26 protein-coding genes and 1 tRNA gene are annotated in these 22594 nt (G+C 65.3%); 20 read left to right on the plus strand and 7 right to left on the minus strand.

The features are described 5' to 3' along the window. Window positions 1–542 precede the first annotated feature (542 nt). Both ACFQ9R_RS34125 and ACFQ9R_RS34130 read right to left on the minus strand, forming a co-directional pair. Window positions 543–935: a kinase gene (locus ACFQ9R_RS34125; protein WP_378996876.1), complete on the minus strand. Its 393-nt coding sequence runs from the start codon at window positions 933–935 to the stop codon at window positions 543–545. A 134-nt stretch (window positions 936–1069) separates the two neighbouring features. Then, entirely contained in the window at window positions 1070–1921 is an 852-nt protein-coding gene (locus ACFQ9R_RS34130) for an AAA family ATPase (RefSeq protein WP_378996878.1), read from the minus strand. Window positions 1922–2132: 211 nt separating this feature from the next. Here ACFQ9R_RS34130 and ACFQ9R_RS34135 point away from each other — a divergent pair, with 211 nt between their 5' ends. The 14 genes from ACFQ9R_RS34135 to ACFQ9R_RS34200 are packed head-to-tail and all read left to right on the plus strand — an operon-like array spanning window position 2133 to window position 10156. Beyond that, window positions 2133–2576, plus strand: a complete 444-nt coding sequence (locus tag ACFQ9R_RS34135; RefSeq protein ID WP_378996880.1) for a hypothetical protein — start codon at window positions 2133–2135, stop codon at window positions 2574–2576. 44 nt (window positions 2577–2620) lie between these two features. Then, entirely contained in the window at window positions 2621–2860 is a 240-nt protein-coding gene (locus tag ACFQ9R_RS34140; protein WP_378996882.1) for a hypothetical protein, read from the plus strand. A gap of 2 nt (window positions 2861–2862) precedes the next feature. Beyond that, a complete protein-coding gene (locus tag ACFQ9R_RS34145; protein ID WP_378996884.1) occupies window positions 2863–3480 on the plus strand; it encodes a DUF2637 domain-containing protein in 618 nt (205 codons plus the stop codon). A 1-nt stretch (window position 3481) separates the two neighbouring features. Next, on the plus strand, window positions 3482–3706 hold the full coding sequence (locus tag ACFQ9R_RS34150; RefSeq protein ID WP_378996887.1) for a hypothetical protein: 225 nt from the start codon (window positions 3482–3484) through the stop codon (window positions 3704–3706). Further along, the gene (locus ACFQ9R_RS34155; RefSeq protein ID WP_378996890.1) at window positions 3706–4041 is read left to right on the plus strand and encodes a hypothetical protein; all 336 of its coding nucleotides are present in this window, start codon (window positions 3706–3708) and stop codon (window positions 4039–4041) included. Before ACFQ9R_RS34150 ends, ACFQ9R_RS34155 begins: the two co-directional genes overlap by 1 nt. Further along, window positions 4041–4343 carry a hypothetical protein gene (locus tag ACFQ9R_RS34160; RefSeq protein ID WP_378996892.1) on the plus strand — a complete coding sequence of 101 codons (303 nt, stop codon included), beginning with the start codon at window positions 4041–4043 and terminating at the stop codon, window positions 4341–4343. The genes ACFQ9R_RS34155 and ACFQ9R_RS34160 overlap by 1 nt, the downstream gene beginning before the upstream one ends. Next, window positions 4343–5656 carry an FtsK/SpoIIIE domain-containing protein gene (locus ACFQ9R_RS34165; RefSeq protein WP_378996894.1) on the plus strand — a complete coding sequence of 438 codons (1314 nt, stop codon included), beginning with the start codon at window positions 4343–4345 and terminating at the stop codon, window positions 5654–5656. The genes ACFQ9R_RS34160 and ACFQ9R_RS34165 overlap by 1 nt, the downstream gene beginning before the upstream one ends. Next, window positions 5653–5973: a hypothetical protein gene (locus tag ACFQ9R_RS34170; protein WP_378996896.1), complete on the plus strand. Its 321-nt coding sequence runs from the start codon at window positions 5653–5655 to the stop codon at window positions 5971–5973. The genes ACFQ9R_RS34165 and ACFQ9R_RS34170 overlap by 4 nt, the downstream gene beginning before the upstream one ends. Before the next feature lie 2 nt (window positions 5974–5975). Beyond that, a complete protein-coding gene (locus ACFQ9R_RS34175) occupies window positions 5976–6167 on the plus strand; it encodes a hypothetical protein (RefSeq protein WP_378996898.1) in 192 nt (63 codons plus the stop codon). Next, window positions 6164–6388: a hypothetical protein gene (locus tag ACFQ9R_RS34180; RefSeq protein ID WP_378996900.1), complete on the plus strand. Its 225-nt coding sequence runs from the start codon at window positions 6164–6166 to the stop codon at window positions 6386–6388. Before ACFQ9R_RS34175 ends, ACFQ9R_RS34180 begins: the two co-directional genes overlap by 4 nt. 17 nt (window positions 6389–6405) lie before the next feature. Next, complete coding sequence (locus ACFQ9R_RS34185; protein WP_378996902.1) at window positions 6406–7032, plus strand: hypothetical protein; 627 nt, start codon at window positions 6406–6408, stop codon at window positions 7030–7032. Window positions 7033–7073: 41 nt separating this feature from the next. Next, the gene (locus ACFQ9R_RS34190) at window positions 7074–8804 is read left to right on the plus strand and encodes a replication initiator (protein WP_378996904.1); all 1731 of its coding nucleotides are present in this window, start codon (window positions 7074–7076) and stop codon (window positions 8802–8804) included. Between the two features lie 12 nt (window positions 8805–8816). Continuing rightward, window positions 8817–9029, plus strand: coding sequence for an excisionase family DNA-binding protein (locus tag ACFQ9R_RS34195; protein ID WP_378996906.1), 213 nt, complete (start codon window positions 8817–8819; stop codon window positions 9027–9029). Beyond that, a complete protein-coding gene (locus tag ACFQ9R_RS34200; RefSeq protein ID WP_378996908.1) occupies window positions 9029–10156 on the plus strand; it encodes a tyrosine-type recombinase/integrase in 1128 nt (375 codons plus the stop codon). Before ACFQ9R_RS34195 ends, ACFQ9R_RS34200 begins: the two co-directional genes overlap by 1 nt. Window positions 10157–10252: 96 nt before the next feature. Here ACFQ9R_RS34200 and ACFQ9R_RS34205 read toward each other — a convergent pair. Continuing rightward, window positions 10253–10323 (minus strand) — tRNA-Gly (locus ACFQ9R_RS34205). Between the two features lie 157 nt (window positions 10324–10480). Here ACFQ9R_RS34205 and dcd point away from each other — a divergent pair. Next, window positions 10481–11080, plus strand: a complete 600-nt coding sequence (gene dcd / locus ACFQ9R_RS34210; protein ID WP_067455312.1) for a dCTP deaminase — start codon at window positions 10481–10483, stop codon at window positions 11078–11080. Here the strand turns inward: dcd and ACFQ9R_RS34215 are convergent. Beyond that, entirely contained in the window at window positions 10999–11508 is a 510-nt protein-coding gene (locus tag ACFQ9R_RS34215) for a hypothetical protein (protein ID WP_378635220.1), read from the minus strand. The two genes, dcd and ACFQ9R_RS34215, sit on opposite strands and share 82 nt — an antisense overlap. A gap of 202 nt (window positions 11509–11710) precedes the next feature. Between ACFQ9R_RS34215 and ACFQ9R_RS34220 the strand changes: the two genes are divergently transcribed. The 3 genes from ACFQ9R_RS34220 (at window position 11711) to ACFQ9R_RS34230 (ending at window position 16077) form a co-directional block, all read left to right on the plus strand. Then, window positions 11711–12970, plus strand: a complete 1260-nt coding sequence (locus ACFQ9R_RS34220) for a helix-turn-helix domain-containing protein (protein ID WP_378996910.1) — start codon at window positions 11711–11713, stop codon at window positions 12968–12970. 155 nt (window positions 12971–13125) lie between these two features. Then, the gene (locus ACFQ9R_RS34225) at window positions 13126–14370 is read left to right on the plus strand and encodes a pyridoxal phosphate-dependent aminotransferase (RefSeq protein WP_378996913.1); all 1245 of its coding nucleotides are present in this window, start codon (window positions 13126–13128) and stop codon (window positions 14368–14370) included. A gap of 435 nt (window positions 14371–14805) precedes the next feature. Next, a complete protein-coding gene (locus ACFQ9R_RS34230; protein ID WP_378996915.1) occupies window positions 14806–16077 on the plus strand; it encodes a YibE/F family protein in 1272 nt (423 codons plus the stop codon). Between the two features lie 61 nt (window positions 16078–16138). On the opposite strand, the gene ACFQ9R_RS34235 is transcribed toward ACFQ9R_RS34230, so the two are convergent. Both ACFQ9R_RS34235 and ACFQ9R_RS34240 read right to left on the minus strand, forming a co-directional pair. Further along, window positions 16139–17497, minus strand: coding sequence for an Hsp70 family protein (locus ACFQ9R_RS34235; RefSeq protein ID WP_378996917.1), 1359 nt, complete (start codon window positions 17495–17497; stop codon window positions 16139–16141). A gap of 90 nt (window positions 17498–17587) precedes the next feature. Next, entirely contained in the window at window positions 17588–18910 is a 1323-nt protein-coding gene (locus ACFQ9R_RS34240; protein WP_378996920.1) for a UDP-glucose dehydrogenase family protein, read from the minus strand. A 247-nt stretch (window positions 18911–19157) separates the two neighbouring features. Between ACFQ9R_RS34240 and ACFQ9R_RS34245 the strand changes: the two genes are divergently transcribed. Then, window positions 19158–19688, plus strand: a complete 531-nt coding sequence (locus ACFQ9R_RS34245) for a YdcF family protein (protein ID WP_378996923.1) — start codon at window positions 19158–19160, stop codon at window positions 19686–19688. Window positions 19689–19753: 65 nt separating this feature from the next. Here ACFQ9R_RS34245 and ACFQ9R_RS34250 read toward each other — a convergent pair whose 3' ends face one another. Continuing rightward, window positions 19754–20479, minus strand: a complete 726-nt coding sequence (locus ACFQ9R_RS34250) for a hypothetical protein (RefSeq protein WP_378996925.1) — start codon at window positions 20477–20479, stop codon at window positions 19754–19756. Between the two features lie 457 nt (window positions 20480–20936). On the opposite strand from ACFQ9R_RS34250, the gene ACFQ9R_RS34255 reads away from it, so the two are divergent. Next, window positions 20937–22594 (plus strand): (Fe-S)-binding protein (locus ACFQ9R_RS34255; protein ID WP_378996927.1); only part of this gene is annotated, 1658 nt, incomplete at its 3' end.

Consider the following 22594-nt stretch of genomic DNA (forward strand, 5'->3'; position numbering starts at 1 on the left):
CGCGCCGGGGCCGTAGCGCAGCGGAGGCGTCGGGGCGTGGCGCCGTGCGGCGCTGCGTCGGCGGCGCGTCAGCGCCGCCCTTGACTCTATATAGCCGAATTCAGCAACCACTCCGTCGAAGTGACGGGCGCTGCACACTCGGGATGCCGTGAACCCGGCCTGTGAACCCAGCCAGATCGGTTGCCGTTCTTGGCAATCCACCTCGGCCCGCTCGAGTAGGCTGGGCGCACCTCCAGCTCAGGGGCGGTACGGGACCTGGTCACCGTGCCGTGCCGGGAAAGGAGGTGGTGGGCATGGCAAAGCATCGCCGGGGCATGAAAGAAACCCCGGTCGATTACGGTGTGCTGTTGGTAGCAGCTTCCGTGATCGCCGGGGCTCTGTTCCTGGTCAGCCGAGTTTGGCGGGCTAGCTAATCCCATCAGGGTGGGCCGTCGCTGGTACGGCGGTCCACCCGCTCAGCATCACTCGCGTGATGGTTCGATGCTACTTGACAAACGACAAGCCGGGAACGGCCAATCTGCTTGTCGACCGAAACCCGTCGGCTACCCAGGGCAGCGATGTGAGTGGATCGCCTGCGCAGCCTTGCCGGGATCGACCACATCGGTGTCGATTGTGAGATCCGCGTTGATCGTCGGCGTTTCTGCCTGCGCAGCCAATCGTTCGGCAACGTCGCCAGTCTGCCGTTCAATGATGCGCTCCCTCGCGGTGTCGGCGTCGCATCGCAGCTGAACGACAGTCCATTCGACCTGGGGCGTCGCGGCTCGAACGGCATCGATGACCTGTGGTTGACCCGCGTGAACTACCGGGATGAGATTCGCGGCTATCAGGTCATCCAGGCCAGGCCGGTCAATTGCGTATCGTGCGCCGTATCGAGAGTTGGTCCAGACGAGTAGGCCGGCCTTTTCTAGGCGGTCGATCTCGACGTCATCGGTCATGCGATACCCCGATGTTCGACCGGGCCCGGACTTCAACCGCTCGAACAGTCGGTAGCTGCCATCTATCCGCGAAAGTGCCTGGGTCACAGTGTCTTTTCCTGTGGCTGGCGCACCGTAGAGGATGAGCCCCGACCTCACTGTCCGGAGTCCCGTCGAAACGACTCGATGAGCTGCTGAGCCTGGGTGCGAAGAGGAGGACTGTCGGGGTCGTTGTCGATCACGACATGCTCAGCCTCGGGTCGAAAGTCGAGATTCACACTCGCGCTGTAGCTGTCCCAATCGGCAAGCTTGCCGTTGTCGCGTCCTGCACCCCGCCGCTTGAGGTACATCAGCATGGTTTCGAGCGAGCAGCGAACCCATACAAACGTGCAGTCCGCGTCATAGGTCTCACCGCGGGCCGTGACCCGGTCCAGCCACGCACGGTTGTTGAACTCCCTGATGTACGGGGCGGTAGCGATGACCGAGGTCCCGACGGCAATGTTGTCGTTGATCACGCCTTCGAGCGCCTCGTACTCCCTCGGCCGCAACCGGTTGAAGTAGGTATCGGATTCACGGTCGTTGACGCTGTGCCCGAGGTCTTCGAGTGCCGGTTCGATCAGCGGACGCGCAATCGTGTCCTTGTCGAGGAACGCCCAGTTCGTAGCCCGAGCCAGCGTTCGGGCGAACTCGCTTTTGCCTGATCCGGGAAAGCCGCCTACGTAGACGACCCGTGGGCGAATCGGGCGAAGTGGGGACGACAGCGCGAGCGTGACCGATGTCGGCGTCGTCACGATGCGGCCGGACCGGTTCTGTGTCGCGATGTAACCCTCCTTGACCAGGAGGTCCATCGCGTCGGTGATCGTGCGCTGACTTGCCTGCCATTCCTTCGCGAGCTCTCGCGTTGATGGGAGTCGCTGCCCATCCCGTAGCCGCCCAGCCTCGATGTCGTTGCGGATGGCCTGCGCAATCCGGGCGGGGGCGGTGGGTTTGGGGTCGCTCGCGGGCACGGCACTCCTTCGGTAGCAGTTGCTAACGCGAGGGTATCAGTTGCCACTGACGTTCTGACCTGGGGAAAGTGCCGAATCTGAAGTTGCCGTGAATTGCCTCACGAAAGTAGTTGCTATCCATGGGTAGCAGTTGCTACCGTTAGTGACACGGGGCACAGAGACCAACCGAATCGACATCCACCGAAGCCCCCGACAACGAGGAGAAAAGATCATGGCTTTCAAGCGCGGCACCCGCTTCCCCGTCTCGCACACCGAGGCATTCCCGATGGGTCTGATCCTTCAGGGCCAGATCGAACCGCTGATCAAGTACAACCCGGACCGCAACGCAGTGCCTGAGCAGCGTCGCGACTACGACCCGAAGACCAACGAGGGCACGCAGCTTCTGATGTGGCGTGCCACGGTCACCGATCCGGATGAGGCGAAGTCCAAGCGTGCCAGCTTCGACATGATCTTCCTGGCCGATGTCGTGCCGGTTCCCTCGACCGAAGAGGTGTTGCCGGGCATGCGTCAGATCGTGCTGGAGGGTCTGCTCGCGGAGCCGAAGGTGATGGGGCAGGGCGAGTTCAAGTACCTGGGCTACCAGTTCTATGCCGGTGGCATCAAGGGCGACAACTCCGGTACCCGCAACGTCGCTGCTGAGCGCAAGGCCGCGTGATCGCCATGTCGCACATCCACATGTCAGTCAATCTCTGCGATTCGATGACGGTCGAGTACCACGCTCCTCGTACTGACGCCGACTTCGGGTTCACGCACCCGGCGAAGGTGTGGGTTCAGCTGGAAAGCGCGGCGGGACATTCGACGGTGTTCCTCGCCATGGATCATGTTCGTCAGCTCGCCGAGCAGCTTCCGGACTTGCTGATGGAACACGATGCCGCCGAGCATGTTCGCACCGAGCAGGTCGCCGCTGAGAAGTCCGCGACTGAGCCCAAGGCTGCGTGACCGTGAGTACGGCGGATCAGCAGCCCAAGAGTGTTCGGTGGGCTCGCTGGTCCGCCGTTCTCATTGTCTCGGTCATCGGCTTGGCCGCGTTCGTTCTCTCGTTCGCGGCTCTGCGCGACCTCGCGGTCATGGCCCACACACCTACTCATCTGGCGTGGCTGTTCCCGGTCATCGTGGACGGCACCATCATTCAAGCCACCATCGCCGTCCTGGCCCTGGCCGACAGCGACGAACGAACCTTCTTCACCCGCGTACTGATCGCCGGGGCAACGGTCTCGATCGGCGGAAACATCGCTCACGCACTGGTCTCCGGACACGGTGCTCTGGCCGCCATCCTCGCGGTGATCGCCCCCGCTGCCCTGCTGCTCGACACTCACGGCCTGGCCGTGCTCCTGCGCTCCCGCAACACATCACCACCCGAACCCGCCGCGCCTGTCGTCGCGGTCGAAGCAGCCGAATCACCTGTCCCCGAACCTATTTCGGCACCGAATCCGATGCCGATGAGTTCGCCGATTCCTCCGGCACCTATCCGGCCGACCACACCGCCGCCCGTGCGAGTGGTCCAACCCTTCCAACCCCCGCGCCCTGTTCCGGTCGCGGTTCCTTCAGGAGGTAATTGACATGCAATACCCGCTGCCGCATTCGGTTCTGATCCCGTTGGGCGAAAAGGCCGCCCTGCGCAAGGTCGACGCGATCGACGCGAAGTTTGTTCACCGGTTCGACACGGTGGAGGTGAAGCTGGGCGCTTCCTGCCTGCTGCTCACATTCGCAGATGCCGCTGACCTGGTGGACGAGCTGACCACCGCACTGGAAGCACGGACCTCGACCCTGCGGGTGGTGGCGTGATGCTGCATCAGCGTGAGGGCTACTGGGAGACCCGCAAGGAGCCGACCTGGACACGGGCTCAGATCTTCGACCGCAACGACAGGCGCAGTGTCGTCCAGGCCCTGGGCGTGCTGGGCGTGCTGTATGACGCGGAATTGTGCGACGGCGCACCGGGCATCCGGGTCGGCCTTGGCCACCGCGATAGCGGAATGCACCTGGAACTCGCCGTCGATGAGGCCATGGAGCTGATCGAGCTGTTGGCTGCCGCGATCGGTGACGCCAACGGTGTCGAACAGCCCTGCATCGATCTCACTTTCGAACCGTGCACATGGGCATGCTGCAAGGCGGTGCGGTGATGGCTCCCCGTCTGGCCGTGTTGGCCATCCCCGCTGCACTGGGTCTGCTGTTCCTGTCCCCGGTCATCGTTCCGGCGATCCTCGTCGGCGACGACCACGACGAAATCCCGGCCCCGGTATCGCTGGTCACCGAAGGAACCTCGGGGTGCTCGATGTTCTGCGACGACCCCGAGAAGCTGCCTGCGTGCACGTTCTCCTGCGATGACCCCGACGACGTGCCGGTCTGCTCGTTCTTCTGCGATACCCCCGAGACCGTGTCGGTGTGCACGATCTTCTGCGGCGACCCCGACGAGGTGAACTGATGGGTACCACCGTTGTTGCACTGTCGACGATCCTGGCCAGCGGGGTGATGCTGTGGTGGCGTCGCCTCGATGGGGCTACCCCCGCGGCTACGGTCTCGGCTTCGGACTCCGACCCGTTGGCGCATGTGCCGGCCGAACTGCGTGCAGCGGTCATGGTGATGACCGACTCCCGCCAGCTCGCTTTCATGTGGGTCGCGGTCGGACTCGGTAGCCCTAGCGGCTGGCCGAACGTGTTGACCATGACTCGGGTGCCTTCCGGTGCTGTCGCTGAGGTGCAGATGCTCGGCGGTCAGAAGCTCTCGGATTGGACCAACGAGGACACCCGCGACCAACTCGCCCAGTACCTCGGCGTCCGGAAAATCCTTGTTACACAAACAGATCCAGGATTCCTGACTTTGGACCTGCGGTGCTGGGACACCCTGGTCGATCCCGTACCCGTTCACCCCGACGCGTTTACCGCTACCGGTGTCGACCTCTCGGCGGTCCCGGTGGGTGTGCGCGAGGACGGTCGGGTCTGGTTGGTCCGGCTGCTCGGCACTCACATTTTGCTCGCCGGTGCCACCGGGTCGGGTAAGGGCTCGGTGCTGTGGTCGTTGGTCGCTGGTATCGGTCCTGCGATCACGGCCGGATATGTCGATGTGTGGGTGGCAGATCCCAAGGGTGGCATGGAATTTTCCCGTGGTGAGGAGCTGTGGACGCGGTTCGAATGGACCGCTGCGGGGATCCTGGGCATGCTCGCCGACGCCGTGGCGCAGATGCAGGAACGAACCGCCCAGCTCAAAGCGGCCCGTATCCGCAAGTTCACGCCGTCGCCGGACATGCCCCTGGTGTGGATCGTCATCGACGAAGGCGCGGCCCTGTCCTCGTTCGCGACCCGCGAGGAACAAGAGCAGTTCCGCCAGCACACGGGCATGCTGCAGACCCAGGGTCGTGCGGTCGGTTACTCGGTCACCGCGGCTGTGCAGGACCCCTCGAAAGAGACGATGCCGAACCGGCAACTGTTCCCGATCCGTATCGGCCTGCGTCTCGAGGAGTCTTCCCAGATCAGGATGATCCACGGTGACGAGGCCAAGGACAAGGGTGCCCGTTGCGACCAAATCCCCTTCGACACACCAGGTGTCGGCTACGTCGCTGAGGACGGCAAGGAGGGGTTCGCGAGGGTCCGGGCGTTCATGGTCACCGATGACGACATCGACACCCTCGTTGCTGTCTACGGGCCCGAAAAGCCGGACTACACCCCGCAAGCCGACTACGCCGACTTCGACCCCGACTACATCCCCGGCGAAGACGACGACCTCGGGCAGGCGGCATGAAACGCGGACTGGTCACCGAATCCCACGTCGTCATCTACTGCGACACCTGCGGAGACGTGCTCACCGACGCCGATGGGGAATCGATCTGCTTCGACTCCACCAACCAAGCCGTGTCGTTCCTGAGCGTGAAGGTGAGCGGCTGGATCTACGACGGCGACCGGATCACCTGCGACGCCTGCTCGGCAATCGCCGAATGCGAAGCCAAGGGGCACCGCTGGCCGCCGACCTGGCAACAAGCGGCCTGGCCCACGTCCGGTGTTCAACCCGCGTGCAACACCTGCGGAATCACCAAATCCGAACTGACACAGGAGAACTGACCATGGCACGCAAGAACAACACCCGCACCGACAACGGTCTCGCTGACGTCATCGACTTCCAGACCCGTAGCCGCTGCCGGTCCGAAGCCCGCGGCCTGGACCCCGTCGCTGTCGCGGTCACGATGCTGGCCGATTCCGGCTACGCGCCGGCCTGGAACGACTACGGCTCGGATGGATGGGACGACGCAGCATGACCACTGACCCTGCCAATGCCAAGCACTGGGGCTTGCTTGTCGGCGAAACCGTCCACCCTCTGCCGAAAGCTCGCGGACCGGCAGACGCCTACATCGCCGCCGCCAAGGACCGCCGAGACACCGACGTGGTCTGCCGACACAACACCACCGCCCCCTGGCGCACATTCATCGGCGACCACGAAGTACCCACTCAACTCGAATTCGATTGGAACGCAGCATGACTCGCACAACCACTACCATGACCAACGACTCCGATTTCGGCGACGCGGTCATGGATATGATCGGCAACCTCCTGGTCGCTATCGTCACCGCGGCGTTCCACCTGATTTGGTTGGCGATCCTGTTCCCGATTCTTTCGGTGCCCGCCGGCCTTTCTGTCGCGGTCGGATGGTTCTACGGCTGGCCGTTCGGGGTCGGGGTGGCTGGTGTGACTGTCGCGGGGATGGTGCTGTGGCGACTTCGGAGTCCGCAGACCTTCGAGCGCTGGCTCACCGGCCGCATCCGGTCCCGTTGGTTGGCATGGTTTCGCTACCGCCGTCGCTGGGACTCGGTCATGGACGCGTGCCGACTGACGAAGAAGATCGGTGACCGAGAGTTCACCCCTCGACTGGTCGACGTGCGGATCGGGCAATCCCTCGACATCGTGCGGGCGAAGATGCTGCCCGGTCATTCGCCCAGCGACTGGGAGAACCGCGTCGAGCACCTGGCCCACGCCTTCGGTACCCGCCACGGCCGAACCGCCATCGTCGGCGCGGGCCTGGTCGAGATCACGTTCCGCCGTTCGGACTCGCTCGCCGAACCGATCGTCGTCGAGTTCGAATCGCTGGCCGGTTTCAAGACCCTGCCGTTGCGCAAGGCCGCATGAACACCAGCACCGACAACCACCTAGCTGAGGGAGGCCACACCATGGACAACGACACCAACACCGCCGACTCCATCCCCGCGGTCTCCCTCGGCCGTACGACCGCCGCCCAGCGCCGGGCAATGCCCTCCCTGAAAGACATCGCCGCCTCGGCCGCTGAGAAAGAAGGCGTGTGCGCTCGGGTCATTCCGATGCGTGCCGTCGACGACTCCACCGGCAAGATCTCCTACATCGGCGCACCGTGCAAATGCCGCTTCGAAGCGATCTGCCCCGCCTGCGCCAAGGCCTACCGCACCCTGCGAGCCAACCAGCTCCGCGAAGGATGGTGCCTGAGTGAGGAACCGGTCGACGAGACCGTCGAGCCCACCCAGGCACAAACAGACTTGCTCACCGCTCGCGCGCACCTGTTCGACCAGTTCCGCCAGGCCCTCGAAGACGAAGACACCGAACTCGCCGACTCCATCCGGGCCCTGGTCGTCGAGATCGATGCCGAGCTGCGTGACCTCGGCGTCAAAGGCCGGTTCCCGTCGCTGGACGAGAAGCCCCGCCGTAAGGCCAAGTCCACTCGTCGGCGCCAGGACGTGCCGAACCTGCCCCGCCGCAAGGTCGAAAAGCGCACTCTCGGCCAGGTCTACAACGGGTACCAGCCCTCCACCTTCTTGACGCTGACCCTCGACGGCTACGGGCCGATCAACCGGGTGTGGGATGCCAAGCAGAACAAGTCGGTCTCCGACGGCTCACCAGTCGACCCGGACACCTACGACTACACCCGCGCTGCCCGAGATGCCATCCACTTCGCTGCCCTGGTCGATCGCTGGGTGCAGAACCTTCGCCGGGCGGTCGGCTGGGACGTGCAGTACTTCGCCAGCGTCGAACCGCAAAAGCGTGGTGCCCCACACCTGCACCTGGCTATTCGTGGGTCGGTGTCGAACAAGCTGATCAAGGCTGTCACCGCGGCGACCTACCGCCAGATCTGGTGGCCCCACTTCGACCAGCCGGTCTACCACGACGGGCAGATGCCCGAATGGGACTACGTCGCCGGCACTTTCGTCGACCCCGAAACCGGTGACCCGCTGCCCTCCTGGGATGACGCCCTGGCCGTGATGGACGAGGTAGACGACCTCGAACCCGCGCACGTGGTCCGGTTCGGTGTGCAGGCTAAGCCGATTCAGATCCTCGGCGGCACCGACAAGATGGAACGCCGCGTTCGGTACCTGACCAAGTACCTGACCAAGAGCGTCGCTGACCTGCTCGAACCCGACTCGCGTCGCGTCGCCGAACACTACGACCGCTTGCACGCGGAGATGTGCGTGACGCCGTGCTCGCCGAAATGCGGGGTGTGGTTGCGCTACGGCATCGTCCCCAAGGGCGCCAGCGAGAAGACCCAACCCGGCTACTGCAAGGGCAAAGCCCACCGCCGCGACACCCTCGGCCTGCCCGGTCGACGCGTCCTGAACTCGAAGAAGTGGACCGGCAAGACCCTGCCCGACCACAAAGCCGAACGCGCGGAATTCGTTCGGCAACAGCTCGCGGCCGTGGGCATCGTCAAACCCGACACATCGCACGTACGGGTGTATCCGGTCCCGGCAGGTGATCCGGACGCACCACCCCGCGAAAACCTCGTGATGGCTCTGGTGAACGCCCGCTCGAAATGGCGAGTCGAGTACACCGCCGCACGAATGGCACTCGCCGAGAATCCGCCCGGTGATCAGGGAGTTTCACGTGAAACTGTTGTGCCACAACAGGATTCGACAATTCAGCAAAAGGCAGCATAGGGAGGCAGACAGATGGCAATTGACATTGGTGTGGAGTATCTGACGGTCGAACAGGCCGCCGAATACCTCGGCACGGGCGTTCGGTTCATTCGCCGAATCGTGGCGGAACGGCGGGTCGTGTTCTACAAGGTCGGCAGCTATGTGCGGTTCATGCGATCGGATCTCGATGCATTTGCCCAGGCCGGTCGTGTGGATGTGGCCCCGAGTTACCAGGCGGTGGCGTGATGGGAAAGCGGGGATTCGGTAGCATCCGCAAGCTGAAATCAGGTCGCTGGCAGGCGCGCTATCGCGGCCCTGATGGTGAAATGCGCCCTGCACCACGGACATTCGAGACTAAGACGGCGGCCGCCCGATGGTTGTCCACGACCGAGGTGCAGATCCTCCAAGGTGACTGGATCGACCCGGAGCGGAGCAAGATCACCGTTCACGAATACGTCGAACGGTGGATTGATCAGCGTCCCGGACTTCGTCCCAAGACCCTGTCCCTGTACCGCTGGCTGTTGCGCGCACATGTGAAGTCGACGGCGATGGGCGGCACCCAGCTCGGCAAGCTCACCACGCCGATGGTTCGGCAATGGCGATCCGACCGGCTCGACGCCGGCACCTCGGAGATTACGACGGCGAAGGCGTACCGACTGGTCCGAGCGGCACTGAACACCGCCGTGGATGAGGACAAGATCATTCCGCGCAACCCGGTCCGCGTGAAGGGCGCCGACAAGGAGGACAGCCCAGAACGGCCGGTGCTGTCCGTCGCTCAGGTGTTCGCGCTCGCCAGTGCCGTGCCGGAGCGGTATCGGGCGGTGATCCTGCTGACCTCGTTCCTGTCGCTGCGATGGGGTGAGGCGTCAGCGCTGACTCGGGCCGACATCACCGACGGCGCGGAGAGTGTGCGAGTCGGCAAGGCGATGGTCGAGGTCGCGGGGCTCGGGCTGGTGGTGTCTCGTCCGAAGTCACGGGCGGGTGTTCGAACGCTGACCGTGCCGGAAGCCATCCGGCCCGAGATCCTGGCTCACCTCGAGAAGTTCGTCGACAACCGCCCCGATGCCTACGTGTTCACGGGATTGCGGGGGAATCCGTTGCGCCGGTCCAACTTCACCAAGAACGTGAACTGGAAGGCGGCCACCATGTCGGTCGGGCTCGCCGGCATCCACATCCACGACTTGCGACATGCCGGGAACCTGTGGGCCTCGAAATCGGGGATGTCGACCAAGGATCTGATGTCGCGGATGGGCCATGACGATATGCGGGCCGCGCTGATCTACCAGCGGGCGACTGACGACGCCGAACGTCGCATTGCCAGCGATCTTTCGCGGATGGCCAAGGACTACCGCGACGGACGTTCCAGTGCCTAAGTGGCACGTGTGTGGCACGGCGGCTCCTTGGGACCACCTCGGACAGACCGGCAGAAACAACAAAACCCCCAGGATGACCTGGGGGTTTTGTGTTTGAGCCGATGACGGGAATCGAACCCGCGCCATCTGCTTGGGAAGCAGAAGTTCTACCATTGAACTACATCGGCACTGCGCCACTGGGGGCGTTCGCGACTCTATCAGAAGTCGTGCCGTGCGATGCAAGTGTTGATCGTGCCCGTGCTGGTGGCCGGGGTGACGCGGGTACGGGTCGGGTGTCGTAGGGGTGGGGGTCCTACCTGGGCCGTAGCTGCCTACACTGGGCCGGTGCTGCTCTCCGATCGTGACATCAGGGCCGAGATCGCCGCTGGGCGTCTCGGTGTCGAACCGATGCTCGAGTCGATGGTTCAGCCGTCGAGCATCGACGTGCGCCTCGACGGGCTGTTCCGGGTGTTCGACAACAGCCGCTACACCCATATCGATCCGGCGCAGCAGCAGGACGAGCTGACCAGCCTGGTCGAGCCGAAGCCGGGTGAGCCGTTCGTGCTGCATCCGGGGGAGTTCGTGCTCGGGTCCACGCTCGAGGTGTGCTCGTTGCCCGACGATCTGGCGGGGCGGCTGGAGGGCAAGTCGAGTCTGGGGCGGCTCGGGCTGCTCACGCATTCGACGGCGGGGTTCATCGATCCGGGGTTCAGCGGGCACATCACCCTGGAGCTGTCGAATGTGGCGAATCTGCCGATCACGCTGTGGCCGGGGATGAAGATCGGGCAGCTGTGCCTGATCCGGCTGTCCAGCCCGGCCGAGCACCCGTACGGCAGCGCCAAGGCCGGGTCGAAGTATCAGGGTCAGCGGGGGCCGACGCCGTCGCGGTCGTACCTCAACTTTCCTCTCTCTCCCGATTCCCTGAGCGCGGTCGAGACCCGCTGAGGGCCCGCCGCCACGGCGATGCTCAGCACCAGCGACAGCGCGGGCAGGGTGTCGCCGCCCCCGGACGGCGGCCGCACCCAGTGACAGCCCTCGCGACTCCAGCGGCCCAGGTTGGTCGGCAGCATCACGGCGCTGCCGGTGCCGGGGATATCGATATCGAGCCCCGCGAGCTCGGCGGCCTCTTCCTCGGAGGGCCGGGCGTCGGGTACGGCGAGCACGCTCCAGCGGATCTGACGCGCCAGCACCGGACCCTCACAGCGTTGCTCGCGCAGCGCCATGAGCACCTTCTCGGCGCGTGTGGTCGGTAGATGCACCACGCACAGCCGGTCGGTGATCGGCAGCATCACAAAGCCGCCGCGCTCGCGGACGGGCAGCCGGAATTCACGCTGGTAACACCGCACCCAGTCGTCGACAGTTCTGGCTTCCACGCTTCCAGAATCGCGCACGCACGTGCGCGTGACCACTGCCCCGCACCGCCCTTTCACTGCCTCTGGCAACCGATTCCACGAACTTGTGGCGTGTCTCACTGTCACGCTCGTACTCTGGGGGGAGTTGTCCGTCGGATGAGGTGACGCCGTGGTCGGGGAGTGGACAGGGAGAGAGGCCAGAGCTCTTCGCGATGCCAAACGAATGAGCATCCGGGAGTTCGCGGCTCATCTCGGTGTGCACGAACGATTGGTGTCGAAGTGGGAGGCGGGCGGGGTGCGGGTTCGCCCGCGTCCGGTGAATCAGGCCGCGCTGGATACGTCACTGGCCCGATCCGATGATGTTGTGCGCGCACGATTCTCGACCCTGCTGGCGCCCGCGGGTGATGCCGACCTGCTCGCGTTCGTCGATGCGGGAACTGTCAAAGGTGCTGTGCCCGAGGTGTTGTCGGAGAGGGAGTTGATCATGGCGGCTGCGCACGAGGCCAGCGAACACGCGGCCGCCGCGGAGGGCACCAATGTGGGGGCCACGACGCTGGCCCAGCTCGACGCCGACGTGCGGCGCATCGCCAACGAATACGTCCACGCCGCACCGGCACCGATGATGGTGGAGATGCTGCGGGTGCGCAGGCGGGTGTATCGACTACTCGACGGGCAGCAGAAGCCGGTCGACACCAGCCACCTATATCTGCTGGCGGGGACACTGTCCGGGCTGCTGGCCAACGCGAGCACCGACCTCGGCTACCTCGACGCCGCGGGCGAACAGATCAGGGCCGCTTGGGCTTACGCGGAACTGAGCGGGCACAACGGGTTGCGCGCGTGGACGCGCGGCATGCACGCGCTGATCGAGAACTGGTCCGACCGGCCGCGCAACGCCGTCCAATTAGCGCGCAGCGGGCAGGAATTCGCCGGGCCGGGACTGGGGCGGGTGCGGCTGCTCAATATCGAGGCGAGGGTGTGGGCGCGGCTCGGCAGCGATGCCGAGACCGACCGGTGCCTGCGCGCGGCCGAGGTGGCGGCCGGTGACCGCCGCGACGAACTGCACGACGAGATCGGCGGGGTGTTCGGCTTCGGCCCGCCCAAGGCCGCCTACTACGCGGGCGCCACCTGCATCCAGCTCGGCCGCGCCGAACAGGCACTGGCCGCCACCGAACGCGCGATCACCCTCTACTCGAGCGGCCCGCCGCTGCAACGCTCCTACGGCGCCGAATCGCTGGCTCGCGTCGACAACGCGGCCGCCCACCTGATCAACGGCAGCATCGACGGCGCCGCCGACGCCCTGCGCCCGGTCCTCGACCTGCCCGAGGACAAACGCATCGCCCAGCTCGGCGAACGCCTCGTCGGCCTGCGCCGCCGCATCGCCGCCCCGACCTATCGCGACGCGGTGGAAGCGCGCGGCTTGGACGAACGCATCGAAGAATTCTGTGTGGCGACCGCGGCGCTCGGCAGCCACCCCCGACCGTAGCTGATCACGTAACGCCTGGTCACCCACGAACATGGGTAACTCGCCGGGTACGAGCCGGGTGCCCGTCAGCCGTCAACACGCGTCTCACCGGCCCAGGCCCGGCCGATAGCCGCGGGGAGGCGGAAAGAGTTTGCCCCGGATGGCAACATGGACGCGTGAGTCCTCAATCGCCGCATGTGCCCCCGCGCGTTCTCGAGCAGTCGACGAAACTGCAGAACGTGGTCTACGAGATCCGTGGGCCGGTTCACGCACAGGCAGCACGCCTGGAGGCCGAGGGCCACCGCATTCTCAAGCTCAACATCGGCAATCCCGCCCCGTTCGGGTTCGAGGCCCCCGATGTGATCATGCGCGACATCATCGCCGCGCTGCCGTATGCCCAGGGGTATTCCGAGTCCAAGGGGATCCTGTCGGCGCGGCGTGCCATCGTCACCCGGTACGAGCTGGTGCCGGGCTTCCCCGAGCTCGATGTGGACGACGTCTACCTCGGCAACGGGGTGTCCGAGCTGATCACCGTCACCATGCAGGCGCTGCTCGACAACGGCGACGAGGTGCTGATCCCGGCCCCCGATTACCCGCTGTGGACGGCCATGACCAGCCTGGCCGGCGGTACTCCGGTGCACTACCTGTGCGACGAGGAGAACGGCTGGCAGCCCGATATCGCCGATATCGAATCGAAGATCACCGACAAGACCAAGGCCCTGCTGGTGATCAACCCGAACAATCCGACGGGTGCGGTGTACTCGGCGGAGGTGTTGCAGCAGATCGTCGACCTGGCGCGCAAGCACCGGTTGCTGCTGCTGGCCGACGAGATCTACGACAAGATCCTCTACGACGACGCCAAGCACATCTCGCTGGCTTCGCTCGCTCCCGATCTGCTGTGCCTGACGTTCAACGGTCTGTCGAAGGCGTACCGGGTGGCCGGTTACCGCTCGGGCTGGCTCGCGATCACCGGGCCGAAGGACCACGCGGCCGGTTTCCTGGAGGGGATCGACCTGCTCGCGTCCTCGCGGCTGTGCCCGAACGTGCCCGCCCAGCACGCCATTCAGGTGGCGCTCGGCGGCCATCAGAGCATCGACGATCTGATCCTGCCCGGCGGGCGCTTGCTCGAGCAGCGCGATGTGGCGTGGGAGCGGCTCAACATGATCCCCGGTGTGTCGTGTGTGAAGCCGCGTGGCGCGCTGTACGCGTTCCCGCGGTTGGATCCGAACGTGCACGAGATCCACGACGACGGGAAGCTCGTGCTGGATCTGCTGTTGCAGGAGAAGATCCTGATGGTGCAGGGGACAGGCTTCAACTGGCCTGCGAACGACCATCTGCGAATCGTGACGCTGCCGTGGGCGCGGGATCTGGCCGTGGCGATCGAGCGGTTCGGTAATTTCCTGTCCAGTTACCGGCAGTAGAGTTACAAGCGATGCTCACCTGTCACGGCTTTGACCAGTGAGTTTATGGGCTCTGGGCAGGATGGTCATCCTGGTATGCCAGGAAAAACAGACTGTGAGTTCGGAATGTTGGATGTTTTGAAGATCTACTAGTGCAAAAGTCCATCTTTTGTGTACAGTAGACCTCGGCGCTTCGGCGCCCTGGCCCGGTTGTCTACCCCCCCTGGACAACCGAGAGCCTTAGGTACGCGCGCCTACCCCCCTGGGCGCCTGCCTCCGGCGGCGGAGACACCCCCCTGCTCTCCGCCGCCCACAAACCCGCCTCCCCGGGTCCAGGTCAGACCTGGACCCGGGGAGGCTTTTTTGTGCGACCAGGGGTACTGGAGTTGTCCATGTTGTCGCGAGATCTGGTGTTGCGGGCGTGTTATTGAAAACGAGGTCCTTTAAGCTCTGGTCGTGAGCGAGCATCATCACCATCACGACCATTCCGGGCCCATCGCCATCAGTGACACCGCGGCGAAGGTTGTCGTCGGGTTGTTGGCGATCATCGGGGCGGTGGTGTTGGTCGCGACGGTGATTCTGTGGCCGAGCGCGCAGCACGTCGAGATTCCGCTGCCGATGCAGACCATGTCCGGTGGGGCCGTGGAGACCGAGGCCGGAACCGTTGTCATGCAGGACATCGGTCCCTGCGGGAGTCCATCGAACGGCAAGGTGTTCGCCGACAAGCCGGAACCGCCGCGGACCTCCTCCTACACCTGTCAGCGCAGCATCATCGATATCAGGTCGGGACCCGACGAGGGCAAGAAGACGCTGTTCGAGATCGCGCCGGGGCCGGGGCAGCCCGATCTACGGACAGGTGACGACATCCGGGTGGTCCGTGCCGCGGATCCGTCCGGGGTCACCATGTACGCGTTCGAGGACTACTCGCGCGGGCTGCCGCTGACCTTGATCGTGCTCGCCTTCGTCGTGGTGATCTGTGTGGTCGCGCGGTGGCGGGGATTCCGGGCACTGGTCGGGTTGTGTTTCGCGTTCGGTGTGGTGGTGATGTTCCTGTTGCCCGCGTTGCTCGACGGGAAGTCGGCGATCCCGGTCGCGCTGGTGTCGGGGGCGCTGATTCTGTACGTGGTGCTCTACCTCGCCCACGGGGTGAATCTGCGGACAAGTTCGGCATTGCTCGGCACGCTCGCGTCGATGGTGGTGGCGGCCGTGCTGTCCTGGCTGGCGATCGAGGTCACCCATCTCACGGGGCTGTCCGAGGAACAGAACACCAACGTGGCGACCTACATTCAGCACGTGAGCATCACCGGGTTGCTGCTGGCGGGATTCATCATCGGCTCGCTCGGTGTGCTCAACGACGTGACCATCACGCAGGCCTCGGCGGCCTTCGAACTCGCCGCGCTCGATGAAGGAGCGTCGCGGCGCGAGATCTTCACCGCGGCCATGCGAGTCGGGCGCGACCACATCGCCAGTACGGTCTACACGCTCGTGCTCGCCTACGCCGGTGGGGCGCTGCCGTTGCTGCTGTTGTTCAGCATCGCGGGGCGATCGATCACCGATGTGCTGACCGGCGACGCGGTGGCCATCGAGATCACGCGATCGGCGGTGGGCGGTATCGCGTTGGCGTTGTCGGTGCCGTTGACGACCGCGATCGCGGTGATGCTGGCCCGGCCGTTCGGTGCGAAGCAGGCCACTGTGGCGCCCGCGCGGGCCCGGCACGCGCGGAACTGAGACTGTTCGGCGCCGGACCGGCTCGCGGAGCTCGGTTCGGCGAACCGGGAAGCAGGAACGGTTACTGACCGGCAGGCGGGAAGCCGGGCAGGACCACCGGGGGCAGGGTGGGCAGCACCACCGGGGGCAGCCCGGGGACGACGGTGAAGGTGTTGGGACCCTGCGACGGCGGCGCGGCGGTGGTTTCCTCGGCTTGGCGCGGGTTGACCGGTGGCGCGGCAACGGTTTCGTGCTGGGCCTCGGTCGTCGCGACCGAGGCCGTCGTCGGGCCGACGGCGGTGGGGCGCGGCGCGGTGGTGGCGGGGACGGCTTGCGAACCGTCGCTCGACGAACCGCGCTCGAGTACTTCGGGGCCGTAACCGAGGCCGAGGCCGATCGCCGCGACCACCACCAGTGAACTCACCGTGAGCACCGCCACGTTCAGTTCCCGGCGCGAATGCGCGCGGCTGGTGAGTGCGCTGAGCGGGCGACGACCACGGGTCGGCGCGGTGAGCCAGGCGGGGGTGGCGTCGTCGTGGTCGCCCATCGGGATCGGCGCCGGGGCGACGGGGGCCTGCTGGACCTGGGCGGGGCGGGCCAGCAGCGCGGCACCGCGGGCCAGCGCCGTCTCCGGTTCGGCGGGCACGATCACGGGCACGCCGATCGTGCGCTCGAGCACGCGCGCGATCAACGGAATCCGGGCGCCACCACCGAGCACCAGCACCGCCTGCACCGGATGCTGCGCGCGGATGATGACATCGCGGGTCATCCGGGCCGACGACTCGATCGCCAGCATCATCAGCGCTTCGAAATTCTCCTGCGTGAGCAGCACCAGGCCCTGCTCGCTGGGGAGGGCCACCGCGTTGCTGTTGGACAGCTGCTCCTTGGCGGCCCGGCACAGACCGTCGAGGGCGGCCAGACCCGCCGGGTCGGCCGGATGCGCGATCCGGCCCGAGGCGATCTGCTGCTCCCTGATCAGCGAATCCAGGTAGTCGCCGCTGATATCGCTGATCCGCTCGCACTGGTACACATCACTGGTGCGGGCGTTGATCACGCTCACCGTGAGACCCGAACTGCCCAGGTCGTAGACGGCCAGGGTGGATACTTCCCGCATATCGCTGGTGGCATGGGCGAAGTGCACGGCGGCAACGGCTTCGGGAACGAGCTGGTAGTTCGTGAGCTGGCGTCGCGCCATCGCCGCGCGGACCGCCCTGGCCTGCGGTTCGCTGCGGAAGGTGATGGTGGTGGCGGCGATCTCCGGCGATGCGGCCAGCGTGGCGGCGATCGCGTCGGCGGCGGACTCCTCGGCCTGCTGTTCGGGCATCGAGATCGATTGCACCTCGAACGAAGACGGCGGAACGGAATCGTGCGGGCCACCGTGCTGCGGACGAGCGAGGCGCACCGTCCCGGCCCCCACCGATATTCCCAGAACCGAACTCATCCGCTGCCCATCTCGTCCGTGCTGCACGACATGCGAGGGACTGCGATAACGCGGACCGAAATCCGCCCAGCCCCCGCTTGGCTCGTTACTCTACGGGGTGCCGAGTCCGGCGTATACCCACCCGGCCGCACGCCAGGTCGTGCTGTCCAAGCAGTTGCGACCGTCGATGATCGAACGGGACCGTACCACCGGGTCGAGGTCGGCCGGCGTCAAAGCGGTGAATTCGTTCCACTCGGTAAGGACCAGCACCACATCGGCGCGATCGCAGGCCTCCGAGACCGAGGTGGCGTAGTTCAACGTGGGGAAAACCCGGCGCGAATTCTCCACTGCCTTGGGGTCGTACACGGTGACGACGGCGCCGTGCAGCTGGATCATCCCGGCCACGTTCAAGGCGGGCGAATCGCGCACATCATCGGATTCCGGCTTGAAGGCCGCGCCGAGGACCGCCACATTCGCGCCGAGCAGGGAACCCCCACAGGCGCGGGCGGCCATGTCGACGACCTTCGTCCGGCGGCGCATGTTGATGTTGTCGACCTCGCGCAGGAACGCCACGGCGTGATCGGCGCCGAGCTCACCCGAGCGCGCCATGAAGGCGCGGATGTCCTTGGGTAAGCAGCCGCCACCGAAACCGAGTCCGGCATTGAGGAACCGGCGGCCGATGCGGGCGTCGTATCCGAGCGCGTCGGCCAGCATGGTCACGTCGGCGCCGGTGGCCTCACACACCTCCGAGACGGCGTTGATGAACGAGATCTTCGTCGCCAGAAAGGCGTTCGCCGAGACCTTCACCAATTCGGCGGTGGCCAGATCGGTGAGCAGGAAGGGGATCTCGGCGGCGATGAGGTCGGCATAGATCTCGCGGATGTGCTCCTCCACCCACGCCGAGCGTTCGCGGCCGTGATCCAGTCCGAGGACCAGGCGGTCGGGGCGCAGGGTGTCCTGCACCGCGAAACCCTCGCGCAGGAACTCGGGGTTCCAGGCGACCTCGACGTCGACCTTCGCCTGCTCGCGAGCCCGAATGCCGAGGGCCGCGGCGGTTCCCACCGGAACGGTGGACTTGCCGACGATCATCGCCGGGCGTTCCAGCATCGGGGCGAGCGTATCCACCACCGCGTGCACGTATTTCAGATCGGCGCCGTACTCGCCCTTCTTCTGCGGTGTCCCCACCCCGAGGAAGTGGACGTCGGCATGGGCCGCGGCATCGGAATAATCCGTGGTGAACCGCAAACGACCGGCGGCGAGGTTGCGTTGCAGCACTTCCTCGAGTCCGGGCTCGTAGAACGGCACCACACCATCGGCCAACTTGGCCACCTTGCCGGGATCGATGTCCACCCCGACCACGTCGTGTCCCAACTCGGCCATACACGCTGCATGCGTGGCTCCGAGGTACCCCGTTCCGAAGACTGTGCATCGCATAGTTCTGTTGGTAAGCGGTGCGCGTGGCTACGCCGCGTCAGCGAGGCAAGAGGGGGCGCAACATCTGGTGTACAGGGGGAAACGCGAGCGGAGATGATCGATGTGCGGGGCTCTCACCTGCGAAAACGCGATAGCTGCCGGGTGCACGGTTCGAATCGTGGGCCTGCACTCGTGGCGTGCCACTCCGGTTCGCGGGGATTGGCATAATCGTGCGGGATCGCCTGAATACGCCATCGCGGATGGAGCATTGACTGTGCGTCGGGTCCTGTTCGCCACGGGTGGAGCGCTGGTGGTGGTGCTGATCGCGGTGGTCGCGTTGTGGCCGGTGTACGTGCGCCCGCGCACGGACGACCCGCAGGTCGCCGACGCGATTCTCGTTCTCGGTGGGGCGCACGACGGGCGCGAACAACTCGGGCTGCGGCTGGCCGCGCAGGGGTACGCGCCTCGGGTGCTGGTCTCCAACCCCTACGAACGCAGCCCGATGGTGAATCGAATCTGCCACGGGGGCTACAGCTTCGAGGTGATCTGCTTCGATCCGAGTCCGCGCACGACCCTCGGCGAAGGCCGAGAACTGGCGCGCCTGGGGGCCGGCTGGGACCGCGTCATCGTGGTCACCTTCACCCCGCACATCTCCCGGGCCCGCTACATCCTCGGTGAATGCTGGGATGGCGAGTTGCTGTTCGTCGACCCGGAACCGCGGCTCTCGCCCGCTCGCTGGGCTTGGGACTACGCGTATCAGTCGGCGGGATTCGTGAAGGCTTGGTTCGCCGACTGCTGAACGCGTAAGGCCCCGCTCCGAAGCGGAGCGGGGCCTTACGTGGAAAACCTGTGGGGCAAGCCCTATCAGTTGGCCGGAGCGAGCTCGGGAGCCGGAGCCGCGACTGCCTTCGGCTTGTCGGCCCACACGGTGGTGCCGTCCGGAGCCTGCAGCACCTGCAGCAGCTCCCAGCCGGTGACGGCCATGGTCGGACCACCGATGGCGATCATGCCCACGATTCCGCCGACAGCGGCACCGACGGTCAGACCGGGGATGCAACCGACGGGGATGGTGACGACGCAACCGATCAGCGCGCCGACAGCGGTGCCGACGAACGTGCCGATCGCGGTGCCGATGCTGAACTTGCTGGAGAAGTCGTTGATCGCCTTCTGGTTCTCCTGCGCCGACGCGATGTCCTTGAGGACCGGCTTCGGGCTGACCACCTGCTGGCCGATGGCCACGCCGGCGGGCTTTTCCGGAGTGAGCTCCAGAACAGTGGAGTCCTTGACGACCTCGGTCTTGGTCGGGATCTCCGCGCCACCGATCGAGAAGGCGATCGGCAGGGCGATCACGACCGCACCGCTGGTGTCCTTGATCTCGGCGACCTTGGTCTTGGGTGCTTCGGGGGTCTCGCCGTCCTGCTCGACGATCGAGAAGGTGCCGTTCTTCACGGTGGCGACAACGGTCTTGTCGACCAGCTTGACCGAGTACTTGATGTCCTGCGGCGCCTCTTCGGCATGAGCGGTGCCCATGGCCACGGTCATCGCCCCGATAACCAGTGCGGCAGCCGCAGTGGTCCTACGGAAGTTCATTCAGGTTCCAATCCATCAGGTGTGGTGCGGAGTGCGATCCAGCGACACGCGAGACTCGTCAAGCGAGGCATCTCTATGAGATGTCCCCTACTTCTCCCCGAGCAGTGTGAAGACCGGCACAGCATGCAGAACAGCTGGAGCTTAATGGACCGAATCCCCTGAGGCCAGAACGAATTTCGATGGGCTTAGTAAGCCTGACCTTAGCTTCGTCGCAGTTCACGGACGGTTTACGGTGTTCAGCAGTCGCTACGGGAACCCCGCAGCAAACATTTTTGTGATATTGCTCACAGGCAAACCACAGGTCAAGTCCCAGTAAACAAGGTCAGACGGCAAATGCCGATCCTACGGTGGACAGCGGTAGTTACTGGCCGGTAACTTAGTGGCGGTTACGATACGAGCAACCGGGTGAGGTCTCCTCGCTCAGACCCTCGTGTTGCCTCGAAAGAAAGGTCGCGACATGAATGCCCTGACTATCACGTTGGGCACGATTGGAGCTGTGCTCAGCCTGTTCTGTTGGGCGTCGTTTATCGGCGGCGCATGGAACATCGGCAAGGCCATCACCATCGGCCAGACGGCCCCCGATCGTTGGCGACCGTTCTTCCCACGGTTCAAGAACATGTTCGTCGAGGTCGCGGCCCACACGCGGATGAACAAGTTCCGCACGGTCGGCTGGGCGCACTGGCTGGTGATGACCGGCTTCATCCTCGGCGCGATCCTGTGGTTCGAAGCCTACGGCCAGACCTTCGACGGCTCGTTCCACTGGCCGATCATCGGCAACTGGGCGATCTACCACCTGGTCGACGAGATCCTCGGCATCGGCACCGTGGTCGGCATCGGCGCGCTGATCATCATCCGTCAGCTGAACCACCCGCGGATTCCCGCGCGCCTGTCGCGGTTCAGCGGCTCCAAGATGGCGCCCGCCTATGTCATCGAGACGATCGTCTTGATGGAGGGCCTCGGCATGATCTTCGTCAAGGCCGGCAAGATCGCCACCTACGGCCACGGCCACGCCTCGACCGACTTCTTCACCATGCAGATCGCCAAGCTGCTGCCCGCGAGCCCGACCATGGTGTCGGTCTTCGCGTTCATCAAGCTGATGTCGGGCATGGCCTTCCTGTACCTGGTCGGCCGCAACATCACCTGGGGCGTCGCCTGGCACCGGTTCTCGGCCTTCTTCAACATCTACTTCAAGCGCGAGGCCGATGGCAGCGTCGCCCTCGGCGCGGCCGCGCCGATGATCTCCAACGGCAAGGTTCTCGACATGGAGAACGTCGACCCCGAGGTCGACACCCTGGGTGCGGGCCGCATGGAGGACTTCTCCTGGAAGGGCTGGCTCGACTTCACCACCTGCACCGAGTGCGGTCGCTGCCAGTCGCAGTGCCCCGCCTGGAACACCGGTAAGCCGCTCTCGCCGAAGCTGCTGATCATGTCGCTGCGCGACCACGGTTACGCCGCCGCCCCGTACCTGCTGGCCGGTGGCCGCAAGGACGCCGGTGGCGACGAGGTCGGTCTGGTCGACGCCGACGGCAAGCCCGACGAGGCCGCGCTGGCCAAGATCCCCGAGGCCGCGCGTGCGGAGGCGGATCGTCCGCTGGTCGGTGGCGAGGATGTCCACGGCATCATCGATCCCGAGGTGTTGTGGTCGTGCACGACCTGTGGTGCGTGTGTCGAGCAGTGCCCGGTCGATATCGAGCACGTCGATCACATCATCGATATGCGCCGCTACCAGGTGTTGATCGAGTCGGAGTTCCCCTCCGAGCTGGCCGGTTTGTTCAAGAACCTCGAGAACAAGGGCAACCCGTGGGGGCAGAACTCCAAGGACCGCCTCAACTGGATCAAGGAAGTCGATTTCGACATCCCGGTCTTCGGTAAGGACGCCGACAGCTTCGACGGCTACGAGTACCTGTTCTGGGTCGGGTGTGCTGGTGCCTACGAGGACCGGGCCAAGAAGACCACCAAGGCTGTGGCCGAGCTGCTGGCGACCGCGGGCACGAAGTTCATGGTGCTGGGTGCGGAGGAAACCTGCACCGGTGACTCGGCGCGTCGTGCGGGTAACGAGTTCTTGTTCCAGCAGCTGGCGTTGCAGAACATCGAGGTCATCAACTCGGTGTTCGA

This window comes from Nocardia sp. NPDC056541 (assembly GCF_042794235.1).
Classification (GTDB): domain Bacteria; phylum Actinomycetota; class Actinomycetes; order Mycobacteriales; family Mycobacteriaceae; genus Nocardia.